The 13314-nt window shown below is 72.9% G+C and carries 11 protein-coding genes; 8 read left to right on the top strand and 3 right to left on the bottom strand.

The features are described 5' to 3' along the window. Window positions 1-63: 63 nt before the first annotated feature. Window positions 64-510, bottom strand: a complete 447-nt coding sequence (locus OG906_RS22155; RefSeq protein WP_329445177.1) for a J-domain-containing protein — start codon at window positions 508-510, stop codon at window positions 64-66. A 232-nt stretch (window positions 511-742) separates the two neighbouring features. On the opposite strand from OG906_RS22155, the gene OG906_RS22150 reads away from it, so the two are divergent. Next, entirely contained in the window at window positions 743-1270 is a 528-nt protein-coding gene (locus OG906_RS22150; protein ID WP_329445175.1) for a hypothetical protein, read from the top strand. Between the two features lie 75 nt (window positions 1271-1345). Here the strand turns inward: OG906_RS22150 and OG906_RS22145 are convergent, their stop codons facing one another. Both OG906_RS22145 and OG906_RS22140 read right to left on the bottom strand, forming a co-directional pair. Beyond that, window positions 1346-1633, bottom strand: a complete 288-nt coding sequence (locus OG906_RS22145) for an STAS domain-containing protein (protein ID WP_329445173.1) — start codon at window positions 1631-1633, stop codon at window positions 1346-1348. Beyond that, entirely contained in the window at window positions 1633-5802 is a 4170-nt protein-coding gene (locus OG906_RS22140; protein WP_329445172.1) for a SpoIIE family protein phosphatase, read from the bottom strand. The genes OG906_RS22145 and OG906_RS22140 overlap by 1 nt, the downstream gene beginning before the upstream one ends. 210 nt (window positions 5803-6012) lie before the next feature. On the opposite strand from OG906_RS22140, the gene OG906_RS22135 reads away from it, so the two are divergent. The 7 genes from OG906_RS22135 to OG906_RS22105 all read left to right on the top strand — a co-directional run bounded on the left by OG906_RS22135 (window position 6013) and on the right by OG906_RS22105 (window position 13252). Next, window positions 6013-7341, top strand: a complete 1329-nt coding sequence (locus OG906_RS22135; RefSeq protein ID WP_329445170.1) for a PP2C family protein-serine/threonine phosphatase — start codon at window positions 6013-6015, stop codon at window positions 7339-7341. Next, on the top strand, window positions 7338-7727 hold the full coding sequence (locus tag OG906_RS22130) for an STAS domain-containing protein (protein WP_329445168.1): 390 nt from the start codon (window positions 7338-7340) through the stop codon (window positions 7725-7727). The genes OG906_RS22135 and OG906_RS22130 overlap by 4 nt, the downstream gene beginning before the upstream one ends. A 210-nt stretch (window positions 7728-7937) precedes the next feature. Then, on the top strand, window positions 7938-8639 hold the full coding sequence (locus OG906_RS22125) for a 4'-phosphopantetheinyl transferase family protein (protein WP_329445166.1): 702 nt from the start codon (window positions 7938-7940) through the stop codon (window positions 8637-8639). Between the two features lie 37 nt (window positions 8640-8676). Continuing rightward, window positions 8677-9117 (top strand): GNAT family N-acetyltransferase, encoded by a 441-nt coding sequence (locus OG906_RS22120; protein WP_329445164.1) that lies wholly within the window; start codon window positions 8677-8679, stop codon window positions 9115-9117. A gap of 130 nt (window positions 9118-9247) precedes the next feature. Further along, window positions 9248-10411 (top strand): S8 family peptidase, encoded by a 1164-nt coding sequence (locus OG906_RS22115; RefSeq protein WP_329445162.1) that lies wholly within the window; start codon window positions 9248-9250, stop codon window positions 10409-10411. A 253-nt stretch (window positions 10412-10664) separates the two neighbouring features. Beyond that, entirely contained in the window at window positions 10665-11957 is a 1293-nt protein-coding gene (locus tag OG906_RS22110) for a hypothetical protein (RefSeq protein WP_329445160.1), read from the top strand. A gap of 182 nt (window positions 11958-12139) precedes the next feature. Next, on the top strand, window positions 12140-13252 hold the full coding sequence (locus OG906_RS22105; protein ID WP_329445158.1) for a WxL protein peptidoglycan domain-containing protein: 1113 nt from the start codon (window positions 12140-12142) through the stop codon (window positions 13250-13252). Window positions 13253-13314: the final 62 nt, after the last annotated feature.

The raw sequence follows: 13314 nt of genomic DNA, 5'->3' as shown, positions 1-13314 counted from the left end.
GGCGCGCGACTCAGGGGCCGGGGCGGGCGCGCCGGGCTCAGGCGTCGGAGTCAGGCGCCGGGGTCAGGCGTCGGGGTTTCGAGGGGGCTCGGGGTTCGGGCCGGGCTCGGCGGCCTCGCGGGCCGCGCGCCACGTCGCGACCTCGGCCTCGACGTCGAAGGTGCCCAGGTTGAGGGGCGGCCCGGGCGGGGGCATGCGCAGGGCCTTGCCGATCTTCTCGTTGATCGCCGTGAGGATCCCCCGCACCTGCCGTTCGGACCGCGCCGCCCGGACCGCTTCCTTGGCGTCCTCGGCTTCCTTGCGCAGCGCGAGCGAGGGCGGAAGCGGGGAGAAGCCCTCGCGGTGCAGCTTGCCCTTGATCCACCAGAGTTCGTCGTACGGGGCGTCGAGCGAGGCCAGCGGCTTGCCGTAGCCCGGCAGGTTCTCGAATTCGCCCCGCTCGGCGGCCTCCCGGATCTGCCGGTCCACCCAGGACTCGATGCTGACGCCCGTCGGCTTGCGCTCGGTCACGGTTCCTCCTCGGACACGGGGACCCGCGCCCGCGCGGGGATCCCTGTACGACGAACTGCTCCTGCCATCCAGCCTAGGTCGTCGTACGGGGATCGTGTCGGGGCGGGTGTCGTGCCTGGTGAGGCGGGTCGAGCCGCTCTCAGGTATGAGGCCGTGTCAGACTTCCGGCAGACTCCTGGTTCGTCCTGGGGAGGGACGCGCGCGACGCCTCCCGACCGGAACACTTGTGACCATGAAACGCCGCCCTCTCGTCATCGCCGCCGCCACCGTGGGAGCCCTCGCCACTGCCGCCTTCGCGCTGCCGAACCTCCCGCCCAACCCGGTCACCGACACCCTCAACGACCGCGTGTTCAAGGAGAAGAGCAAGCGCTTCGCGACCGTGGCGGACGCGCCGACCCGAGGTGGGCGGACGTTCGCGCTGCCCGGCTGGATACCGAAGGACGCCACCGACATACGCATACAGGCGCGCACCACCGGTGAGGCCCGCCTGATCCGGTTCACGCTGGGCGAGACCCCGCTGGACGGCCCGCAGTGCACCACGGGCATCCCCAAGGCGGTGCGCAGCCCCCACCTGGGCGCCCGGTGGTGGCCGGGCGACACCCGCGGGGACGAGCGCACCGAGTGCCGGGGCGTGCACCAGTACCAGGTCGCGGTGCGCGGCAAGAAGGTCTACGCCTGGACCGACGGGACCCGGTCCCCCGGTGTCGAGTCGCAGGACGGCGCCCCGGCCGCCGTCCACGCGGTGCGGACCGGCCGCTGACGGTACGCCGGCCGTCTCCCGGCGGCCGTCCCCCGCTAGCCGCTCCCGCCGCGCCCTGCCGTCAGCGGTCTGCCGTCAGGTGCCGTGGACGGTGGTGAGCTCGGTGAGTCCGGAGATCGTCAGGACGGGTTCCAGGAGGGGGCCGGCGATGAGCTCGATGCGGTCGGCGTGCGGGAAGAGCGCGCTGAGACCGGCGCTGTCGAGGTACTCGACGCCGGTGAGGTCGAGGACCAGGGGGCCGTCCGTGCCCGCGAGGGCGGCGGCCAGTGCCTCGGTGTTGCTCATGTCGATCTCGCCGACAGCGGTCAGCAGCGCGGTACCGTCGGGCCGTCGTCCGGGGGTGAGGGTCAGGGGTGTGGTCATCAGGCGATCCTCATATGCATGTCGACGGTGGTGCCGGACGGGCCGGGGGTGATGGTGACCTGCTGCATCAGGGCGCGCATCAGGCCCATCCCGCGACCGCGGTGGGTGTTGAGTTCCGGCTGCGGGGCTTTCCAGTGGCCGGTGTCGGCAACGGTCAGGTGCAGATTGTCGACGTAGGCCTCGGCCCGGAAGTAGATGGTCTCGCCGGGGGCGTCGCGGTGGCCGTGCTCGATGGCGTTGGCGCAGGCCTCGCCTGCGGCGACCAGGACGTTCTGCACCGTGGTGGGGGGCAGGTCGCACTGGGCGAGCCAGCCGCGCAGCGTCTTGCGGACGGGGGCGAGCTGGGAGGATTCGGCGGGGAAGGACATCTCCAGCGGGGCCGGGTGCCGGTAGAGCAGCAGGGCGACGTCGTCGTCGTAGCCGTCGACGGGTGCCAACCGGGACATGACGTGGGTGGCGAGGTCGTCGACCGAGGTGTCCCGGCCGTCCTGGAGGGCTTCGCTGGCCTGGTCGATGCCCGCGCTGAGCGGGCGGCGGCGGCGTTCGACGAGCCCGTCGGTGTACAGCAGCAGGGTGGACCGGGCCGGGATGGTGCAGGAGCCTTCGGGGCGGTGGTTGCCGGGCCGGACGGCGAGCGGCAGGGAACGTCCGTCCTCGAGGAGCCGGGTGGCGCCGTCGGGCTGGACGAGGATGCCGGGCGGATGGCCGGCGCTGGAGTACGTCAGCTGCCCGGTCTCGGCGTTGAGGACGCCGCAGAAGACGGTGGTGCAGACCGCGCCCGGCACACCGGCGGCGAACTGGTCGAGGGCCATCAGCGTCTGGGCGGGGCTGGCGTCCTGGAGCAACAGGGCGCGGCAGGCGCTGCGCAGTTGACCCATGACGCTGGCGGCTTCGAGTCCCCTGCCGACGCAGTCGCCGACGACGATGCCGATGCGGCCGTCGGGCAGGGTGACGGTGTCGTACCAGTCGCCGCCGACCTCCAGGGGCCGGGTCGCGGGTTCGTAGCGGACGGCGAAACCGTCGGGCAGTCGGGAGGGGCCGAGGATGGCGCGTTGCAGGGCGATGGCGGTCTCGCGCTGCTGGTCGAACTGGTGCGCGCGGTTCAGTCCCTGGGCGAGGTGGCCGGCGAGGAGGGACAACAGCAGCTGGTCCTCTCCGGTGAAGGGCCGGTTCTCGCCCAGGTCCATCCACAGGACGAGCGGGCCCTCGGGGAACTCCAGGAGGATGCCGGCCCCGGTGTGGTCGGCGACCGGGGTCAGGATCGGTCCCTGGCGCAGGTCTTGGAGCGTTTCGCGGCGTGCGGCGGGCAGTTGCGGCCAGGCGAGCGAGGTGTCGGTGGAGGTCAGTGTGGGTTCGTCGCCGTGGTCGAAGACCGCTGCCAGGACCGACCGGGCGCGCCACAGCTTCTTCAGTTCGTCCAGGGCGCCGGTCAGTGCCTCGGGCAGGCTGGTGGCCCGGGACAGGCAGGTGGCCAGGGCGGCGAGGGCGCTCTCGCGCTGGATGGCGTAGTGCTCGGCGGTGACGTCGCGGAAGGTGCCCACGGTCACGCGGCGCCCGGTGTCGGGGTCGTCGACCTGGTTGAAGGTGGCCGTCGCCCACAGCCGGTGTCCGTCGCGGTGGGTGATCGGAATGGTGTACGAGCCCTTGGTGCTGCCGAGCAGCAGGGCGAAGGCCTCGCTGACCTGCCGGTGTGCCTCGGCGTCCGTGCCGGCGTCGGGCCACCAGGGGTGGATCGGCCGGTAGGGCAGGCCTTCGGGGCCGTAGCCGAGGATGTCGGTGAAGGCCGCGTTGATCTCGATGACGGCGCCGTCCTCGTCGCAGACGAAGAAGGCCTCCTGGAGCGAGTCCACCAGCGCGGTGCGCCAGCGGGCGTGATGGTTGCGCAGCCGTGCCAGCTCGATGTTCGCCCTGACCCGGGCGAGGAGGTCGGCGGCGGCGAAGGGCTTGACGAGGTAGTCGTCCGCGCCGGCCTGCAGGCCCTCGATGGACGCCTCCTGTCCGGCCCGGGCGGACAGCAGCAGCACGGGGACCGACGCGGTGCGCGGGTCGGCCCGCAACGCAGCGACCAGGGCGAGGCCGTCCAGGTGGGGCATCATGACGTCGCTGACGACCAGGTCGAAGGCCTTCGCGCGGACGGCCCGCAGTGCCTGCCGGCCGTCGTCGACCGTGCTGACCTGGTAGCCGGCGCCGAGCAGCAGACGGCTGAGGTACTCGCGCATGTCGGCGTTGTCGTCGGCGACCAGGACGTGGACGGGCAGCGCGGGGCCGTGGGGCGGTCCGTCGATGCTCTCCTCGATGCCCGTGACCACGGCGGAGGTCGCCGCGGTCTGCTCGCCGGGCAGCCAGCGAAGGGCCTCCTGTACGAAGGGGTCGGTCGCGAAGGGGGCCGCTCCGTCGCCCGCCTCGGCGAGGACGGCGTCGGCGGGCAGGTGGGCGGAGCCGAAGGGCAACCGGATGGTGAACCGGGTGCCGCGTCCCTCGGTCGACGTGGCGCTGATCTCGCCGCCGTGCAGGCCGACCAGTTCCTTCACCAGGGCGAGGCCGATGCCGCTGCCCTCGTTGGAGCGGGACCGGGCGTTCTCGATGCGGTGGAACCGTTCGAACAGCCGGGGCATCTCCTGGGCGGCGACGCCGATCCCGGTGTCGACGACGGTCACCACCGCCGCTCCGTCCTCGGTGCCCACGGAGATGCCGATCGAGCCGTCGAAGGTGAACTTCAGCGCGTTGCTGAGCAGGTTGAGGACGACTTTCTCCCACATGCTCCGGTCGATGAAGACCGGCTCGGGCAGCGGGGGACAGTCGACGCGGAAGTCCAGGCCGGCCCGGTCGACGGCGGAGCGGAACACGCTGGCGAGTTCACCGGTGACCTCGGCCAGGTCGACCGGCTCGTAGCCCGCCTGCATCCGGCCCGCCTCGATGCGGGAGAAGTCCAGCAGGGTGTTGACCAGCTTGCCCAGCCGCAGCCCGTTGCGGTGGACGACCTCCAGTTCCTCGCGCACGCCCGCGTCCGCGTCCGCGAGGCGCTCCCGCAGTTCGTCCACCGGCCCCATGATCAGCGTGAGGGGGGTGCGGAACTCGTGGCTGATGTTGGAGAAGAAGGCCGTCTTCGCCCGGTCCAGTTCGGCGAGTTCCTCGGCGCGCCGCTGCTGCGCCTGGTAGCTGCGGGCGCTGGCGACTCCGGTGGCGACGTGCCCGGCGACCAGTTCCACGAAGCCGCGGTATCCGTCGTCCAGGTCCCGGTACCGGTTCAGGCCGACGACCATGAATCCGTACGGGGTGCCCCCCTGCTGCCGCAGCGGCACCACCAGTGCCTGGAGGGGGCCGTGGGGCCACTCCCCCTTGGGCAGGTCCGCGAACACGGCGCCGTCCAACGGCACCAGCGCGGACTCGCCCCGGGCCGGGGCGTCCGTCGGCCACACCGTCTCGGAGCCCGGCGGGAGGAGCCGCACCGCGGCGGGGTGGTCGTCGCGTAGGCCGGTGGCCGCGGCCAGCGCGGCGCTGCCGTCCTCGTGGAAGAGGTACGTCAGGGTGAACGGCAGGTCGCGCGGGTTGCGGCTCAGTTGCAGGCGGGCGAAGTCGAGCATCTCCTGCTCGGTGCGCACCACGCTGGGGTCGGAGCCGAGGTCGCGCAGCGTGGCCATGCGTCGTTCGCCGATGACCCGGTCGGTTTCCTCGCTGACCACGCACAGCATGCCGACGACCTGCCCGTCATCGTCGCGCAGCGGGCTGTAGGAGAAGGTGTGGTAGCTCTCCTCCGGGTAGCCGGAGCGTTCCACGAACAGCAGCAGCGCCTGGTCCCAGGTCGCCTCACCGGTGGTGAGCACGGTGTCGATGCGGGGGCCGATGTCGTCCCAGATCTCCGCCCAGACCTCGCTCGCCGGCCGCCCCAGGGCCCACGGGTACTTCCGGCCCAGGGTGTCGCGCCGGTAGGCGGCGTTGCAGAAGAACGTGAGTTCCGGTCCCCAGGCCATCCACATCGAGAACTTCGACGACAGCAGGATGCTCACGGTCGTCTTGAGGCTCTGCGGCCAGCCTTCCGGGTCCCCGAGCGGGGTGGTCGCCGCCCAGTCCACCAGGGCCAGATCCCGGCCGACCACCTCGTCGGCGGCGAACACATCGGTGCCGGCCGTCGCCGTCGCCTCCGGCTCGGCATCCTCGGAACGCGTCACTGTCCACCCCTTCGTTCACGACAGCCGCAACCCGGGCGTGGCCCGCCGGCGGCGATGGTGCTGTCCCCTCCGCGTCGTGGCCGCGAGGGGCCGTGAGACACCCGACCGGCCGCCGGGCCGTCCGGAGGAACTCGTTGACGTGATCCGTAGAATAGGACAGCGGCGCCTCGGACGAGGAGGCACGGCCAACGAGGCGGTGTGAGAGGCGACATGACGGGGACCGAGTACGCCGTCCACCGGGACGTGGGAAACGTCGCGGAGGAAGAGGGGCGGAGGATCGCCGCGGTGCGCCGCTACGCGGTCCTGGACACCCCGCCCGACGGGACCTTCGACAAGATCGCCTCCCTCGCGGCCCGCATCTTCGACGTCCCCATGGCCACCGTGGCGATCGTGGACGGCGACCGGGTGTGGTTCAAGGCCGCGCACGGCCTCCAGGGCGTCCGGGAGGTCCCCCGCGACCCGGGCCCGAGCCCCTGCGCCGTGCCGTACGACGATCCGTACGTCCTCACCGACGCCCTCACCGATCCGCGCGGCGCCGCCGACCCCCTCGTCCGGGCGGACCCGGGCGTGCGCTTCCACGCCGCGGCGGCGATCACCACGGCCGACGGGTACCACCTGGGCACCGTCGACGTCCTCGACACCCGTGCCCGCCGTCCCACCGACGTCCAGCTCGCGACCCTCCGGGACCTGGCCGCGCTCGTCATGGACGAGCTCGAACTGCGGCTGTCCGCCCTGCGCACGGTCGCCGCCGAACGCGCACGGCGCGCGGACGCCGAACGTCTGGCCCGCACCCTCCAGCGCACCCTGCTGCCGCCGGCCCTTCCCACCGTGCCCGGACTGCACACGGCCGCCGCCTACCACACCGCGTCCGTCGACGAGGTCGGCGGAGACTTCTACGACCTGTTCCCCCTGGACGACGGCCGCTGGGCGTTCTTCCTCGGCGACGTGTGCGGCAAGGGCGCCGACGCCGCCGCGCTGACCTCTCTGACCCGCTACACCCTGCGCGCCGCCGCCATCTACGACCCCGACCCCTGCACGGCCCTGGCCAACCTCGACGCGGTCCTCAAGGGCGAGTACCAGGGCGACAACCCGCGCTTCTGCACCGCCGTGTTCGGTGTGCTCGAAGCCGCGTCCGACGGGTCCTTCACCGTCACGCTGGCCGGCGGCGGCCACCCCCCGACCCTGGCCGTGCGCGCGGACGGCACCGTCGAACCGGTGTCCACGACCGGCGGCCAGCTGATCGGGCTCCTGCCCGACCCCCACTTCGTGCAGGTCACCACCCGCCTCGCCCCCGGTGACGCGCTGCTGCTGTACACCGACGGGCTCATCGAGGCCCGTACCGAGGACGGCAGCATGCTCGGCGAGGAGGGACTGGCCCGCCATCTGTCCGCCCGCACCACACGAGGAGCCGACCATCTGCTGGCCACGGTGCACGAGCTCTTCACCGATCCGGGAACCGGAGTGAGCGACGACACCGCGCTGCTCGCCCTGTCCGTACCGCCCCGCCGCACACCGCCACCCGCTCAGGAGCACAGGTGACCGACCACACCCTGACCGCCACCCGCCACACCCACTCCCGCGGCGCCACCGTGTTGACGGTGGTGGGCGAGCTCGACCACCACACCGCTCCGGAGCTCACCCGGGTCATCCGGGAGACGCCCTTCGGCCCCGACGTCCCCGTGCTGATCGACGTCTCCGCGCTCACCTACTGCGACTCCACCGGGATCACCGTGCTCGTCGGTGCCTACCACCGTGCGCACGAGGTCGACGCCCCCCTGCTCATCGTCGGGCTGAACCCCGAGCTGACGAACGTCTTCCGCATCGTCGGCCTCGACCAGCTCTTCACCTTCCAGCCCACGGTCGAGGACGCCGTCGACGCCCTACGCACCCAGGCCGTCCCGCAGGAGCGCGGCGGTGGGGGGTGAGCGGCGCTCGCCGCGAAGTGGGCGGGCGAGGTGGAGCCGAGCCGGTGCAGGTGCACGCGAGCCGGTTGCGCACCGGGCGGTTCGGCCCAACGGCGCCGGTCGCCTTCCGGCGTGACGACGGCACTGAGCATGGTGTTCCCCCGGTCTGCGGTACGACGAATCCAGGACGAGGTCATCCAGGGCGGTGGGTGCCTCGTCTACCCTGATCAGGTGACCGAGGAAGTGAACCAACTCGGCGGTGAAACGCCGCGACTCGGCGCGCTCCCCGCGGGCGCGACCGTGGCCGTGTGGGCCCTGGACACCACGCGCGACGTGGTCGGCGGCCACGCGGTCGCCGAGGCGTCGGCGGTGCTCGACGCCGGCGAACAGGACCGCGCGGGACGGCTGCTGCGCCCCGGCGACCGGCACCGCTACGTCGCCTCGCACCTGGGGCTGCGCGCGCTGCTCGGCGGCTACCTGGGGCTGGCGCCGGAGAAGGTCACGCTGGTCCGCGAGGACTGCCCGTGCTGCGGCGGCCCGCACGGCCGGCCCGCGGTGGCGGGGGGCGCGGTGCACTTCTCGCTGTCCCACAGCGGGGACCTGGCGTACCTGGCCTTCGCCGGGGCGCCGGTGGGGGTCGACGTGGAGCGGGTACCGAGCGGGCAGGCGGTGTCCGACGTCCTGGGGACCCTGCACCCGGCGGAGACGGCCGAACTCGTCGCGCTCCCGGAAGCGGAACGGCGCGTGCCGATGGCCCGGCTGTGGTCCCGCAAGGAGGCCTACCTCAAGGCCACCGGTACCGGTCTGGCCCTCGGGTTGACCGACCCGTACGTCGGCTCGGGCCCCACCCCCGCGCCGGTGACGGGCTGGACCCTGCGCGACCTGCCGGCCCCGGCGGATTACGCCGCGGCCCTGGCCCTGTCCGGGCGGTGAGCGGTCCCGAGGGGGCCCGCGCCGTAGGGTGGCCGTCATGGACATTCGCCGCGCTCTGACCACCGCGGAACTGCGCGCCGCCGAGGGGCTCTTCGACGGACCGGCCCGCGAGGACTGGTCGGCCCGTTTCCTGGCCGCGCCCGGGCACCTGATGCTCATCGCGTACGTGGACGACGTGCCCGCCGGCATGGTCTCGGGCGTGGAGATGAGCCATCCCGACAAGGGCACCGAGATGTGCCTGTACGAGCTGTCGGTCGACGAGGGGTACCGGCGGCGCGGCATCGGCCGGAGCCTCACGCTGGCGCTGGCCGACGAGGCCCGCGCCCGGGGCTGTTACGGCATGTGGGTGGGGGTCGACACGGACAACGAGGCAGCGCTGGCGACGTACGCGTCCGCCGGGTCCCTCGACGAGGGCGTGTTCACGATGCGCGGCTGGCCCCTCGCCGACCCCGTTCCCGACTCCGACACCGGCACCTGACCTCCGCCCTTCCGCGCGTCCCGACGGCCGTCCCGCGCGGGGCTCCGCGTCGTCCGTCCGGCGGCGTGTCGTGCGCCCACTCGGCGCACCCTCCGCGCGCCCGCCCCGCGCCTCGCCGAGCATCGGCCGCATGACCGCACTCACCGCGCTGCTCCCGGCCGCCGCCCTGCTGGCGACGGCCGCCCTGTCGACCGCGCCCGCCGGCGAAGCCGCCCCCGAAGCCCCCCTCGCCCCCTACGTCGTGGTCCTCAAGGACAGCACGCGCGCCCACGCCGCCGCCCGCGCCCTCGCCGCCGAGGCGGCGGAGGCCGGTGACGAGGTGCGGGCCGTCTACGACACCGCGCTGAACGGGTTCGCCCTGCGCACGACCGCCTCCCGCGCCGCCGCCCTGGCCGCCGACCCCCGGGTGGCGTCGGTCGAACCGGACGCCCTGTTCCACGTCGACGACACACAGCCGCAGGCGCCCTGGACCCTGGACCGGATCGACCAGCGCGATCTCCCGCTCGACGCCTCGTACACGTACGGAACGAAGGCGGCGGGGGTCACGGCGTACGTCCTGGACACCGGGATCAACACGGCGCACCAGGAGTTCGGCGGCCGTGCCCGCTTCGGCCACAACGCGGTGCGGTCCGAGACGGCGACCGACTGCAACGGGCACGGCTCGCACGTGGCGGGCACCATCGGCGGGGCCACGTACGGGGTCGCGAAGGGGGTGTCCCTCGTGGCCGTGAAGGTGGCCGACTGCCGGGGCGACGGCCGGCTGTCGGACATGCTGCGCGGCCTTGACTGGACGGTGCGGGACGCCGCCCGCGGCAGGACGCCCGCGGTGGCCAACATGAGCATGGGCGGCGCCCGCAGTTACGCGCTGGACTCGGCTGTCGTCCGAGCGGTGGCGTCCGGGATCACCTTCACGGTGGCCGCCGGGAACTCCGCCGAGGACGCCTGCGGCGGGTCTCCGTCCCGGGTCCCCCAGGCGATCACGGTGGGTGCGACCGACTCCGCGGACCGCAAGGCCGCGTTCTCCGGCCACGGCCGGTGCGTGGACCTCTTCGCGCCGGGCGTGTCCGTCGTGTCCGCGTGGAAGGGCTCCACCACCGCCCTCGCGCGGGCCACCGGCACCTCCATGGCGGCCCCGCACGTGGCGGGGGTCGCCGCGTTGCTCCTGGCCGGCGGCACGGCCAGGACCCCCGAGCAGGTCACCTCCGCCCTGCTGAGGGACGCCGGGACGGACCGGATCACCGGCCTCCCGGCGGGGACCGCGAACCTGCTGCTGCACACCCCGATCGACCACTGACACCCGGCGGCGGGGAGACCCGGCCGCCCCACCCACACCTCCCGCGACCCCCCGGCCGGCCCACCGACCGGTCGGTACCCGATGTCCCGTCAGACCCGTTCTGATGGGACATCAATGTGTGTGTGCTTCGGGAGAAGGCAAGTCATTGACTTCTCATCACCGCGACGCGTCAATGTCGACCTCCGCACCGGCTCGGCCTCCCCCACACAGCGGGTGGGGGGAGGGGTTCGTCTGACGAAGGAGTCGCGACCCAGTGAGTACAACGTTCCGACGAAGAGTTCTGGCCGGGGCGGGCGCACTGTCCCTGGCCCTGACGGGTGGCGTCGTGGGTCTGGCGGGGACGGCGCAGGCCGCGACCAAGACCACGCCGGTGTTCGAGAACTGCGACGCTCCGGCGCCGCAGCCCGACGGTTCCGGCAACCAGAACTTCACGGTCACCCTGCCGGACGGCGCCAAGGCCGGCGACGTCGTCCCGATCACCATCGACCCGGGCGCGAGCCCCCTGATCCCGGGCTTCTCCGTCACGACGGTGAACACCTCCAAGATCACCCTCAAGGTGGGCACGACCACCCAGGTGGTCACCAGCCCGCCCGAGACCGTCAGCGTCGTGGCGGGACAACCGCTGGACCCGAAGGCGTTCTCGGGAACCATCAAGATCCCGGACGGCACCGAGGGCACCTCGGTCGACGTCAAGCTCGACCTGGCCGTGACCGACGCCGACCTCAGCGGGTCGGTCTTCACCACGACCTGCACCCCGGCGCCCCGTCCGAGCGCCTCGCTCGGTTCGGTCGCGGTCGAGGCCCTCCCGAAGGACCCGATCACCACCAAGGTGACGCCCAACAGCGGCAAGGCGGGCACCGCCGTCGTCGTCACGGGCGCCAACTTCCCGGTCGGCGCGGTCACCTGCTCCGCCCTGCTGGCGGGTGTGGCGACCGGTGACACCGGTACGGGTTCGGCGGACGCGTCGGGCGCCGCCACCTGCGACGTCACGGTCACCAGGAAGGCCGACGCCCTCAGGATCGACGGCGCGATCACCCCGTACAAGTCCTTCGTGTTCCTGGAGGACCAGGCGGGCGTGAAGAACCCGGTGGACGTCGAGGTGCTGCCCGGGCCGCTGGCCCTCGGCCCGAAGGACGGTCAGCCGGCGGTCGACTTCGGTTCGGTCACCATCAACGGCAAGCCCCAGTCGGTGGTCGGCGTGTTCAACGCCGCGACCGTCCAGGACTTCCGCGGCGGCTCGCTCGGCTGGGACGTCACGGCGACCCGCACGCCGTTCCTGAACGCCACGACCGGGCACTCCATGCCGAAGGCGCAGATCGGCATCCAGCCGTCCTGCACCGTCACCAACCCGGACAGCCCGAGCACGTGCACCGCGGGTACGCCCGGGGCGATCACGGACACCCCGATGCAGGTGGCCTCCCAGGCCGCGGGCGGGGACGAGTTGACCGGTGGTGAGTTCGCGGTCGGTGGCGCCGGGATGATCCAGCTCCCGTCGTTCATGTTCGCCGACACCTACCAGTCGGTCGTCACCTTCTCGATCTCCTGATCGGGACCGGCCCAGGGTGGTGCGGCGCTCCCCGGCGCCGCACCACCTTCCCGGTTTCCCCGCCACCTTCCCCTTCCCGGCTTCCCCGTCCACCTTCCCGGTTTCCCCGCCGCCTTCCCGGTTTCCCCACTCGCCGGTCGTCCCGGCCGCCCACCGCGACCGTCCCGTCTGGAGTCCCGCCCATGCGCACCCGCACCTCCCCGTCCGGTACGACGCACAGGCCGCGGCCCGGCCGGCGCCCGCACCTGCTCCTCGGTCTGCGCCTCGGCCCGTTCCTCGGTCTGTTCCTCGGTCTGTTCCTCGGTCTGTTCCTGCCGGTCGCGGGCCTGCTCCCCGCCGGCTCGGCCGCGGCCGCCGACAACGGCACGTGGGGGGTGTTCCCGACGCCGCCGGCCGGTGCGGCGATGACGGACCGGGCGTACTTCTTCCACCAGGGCGCGGCCGGGAGCACCGTCCGCGACAGCGTGACGATCGTGAACTCCTCCGACCGGGAGCTGACCTTCCAGGTCTTCGCGACCGACGCCGTGAACACCCCGGTGGGCGGCGCGTTCGCACTGTTGCCCGTCGAGTCGAAGCCGAAGGACGTGGGCACCTGGACGGCGCTGTCCTCCGGGGCCGCGGGTACCGTCACCGTCCCGCCGAAGGGCCGCGAGGACATCCCGTTCACCGTGCGGGTCCCCGAGGACGCGACCCCGGGCGATCACGTCGGCGGGATCGTCGCGCTGAACACGGCGGTGGAGGGAGTCCGGGCGGACGGCAAGGTGCAGGTCGGGGTGAAGCGCTCGGTCGGCGCCCGCCTGTACTTCCGGGTGCCGGGACCGCTGACACCCGGCCTGAGCGTGGAGGACGTACGGGTCAGCCGGGGCGCCCCGCTGCTGCCCTGGTTCAAGGACGCCCGTGCGAGCGTCTCGTACGCGCTGGTCAACCGGGGCAACGTGGTCGTGGAGCCGAAGGTGACGATCTCCGCCGAGGGGCTGTTCGGACGCAACGTCCTGGACCGGCCGAACCGCGGACCGCGGCTCGTGCTGCTGCCCGGGCAGCGGATCGAACTGACCGAACCATGGGCGGACTCACCACAGTTGGACTGGGTGACGGTCAAGGTGGCGGCGGGGGCGAGCGCCTACCCGGATCTGAACTCGGAGTCCGAGACGGACTTCCTCGCCGTACCGTGGCTCGCCGCGGGCCTCGCGCTGCTGTTGACGGCCGCCGGCATCGCCTTCGCGGTACTGCGCCGCAGGAGGAACGCGGGGCCGCAACAACTGGAAGCCGTAACGGACTTGGCGCGGACGTCCTGACCGGCGAGGGTGTCCCCTGTTGACGGCGACGGCATTCGGCCACCGCCGGCAAGGGGGAGGCA

It is taken from the genome of Streptomyces sp. NBC_01426 (assembly GCF_036231985.1).
In the GTDB taxonomy this organism is placed as follows: Bacteria; Actinomycetota; Actinomycetes; order Streptomycetales; family Streptomycetaceae; genus Streptomyces.
Note: the sequence above shows the minus strand (reverse complement) of the source record. Positions and strands in the feature narration are given on the sequence as shown.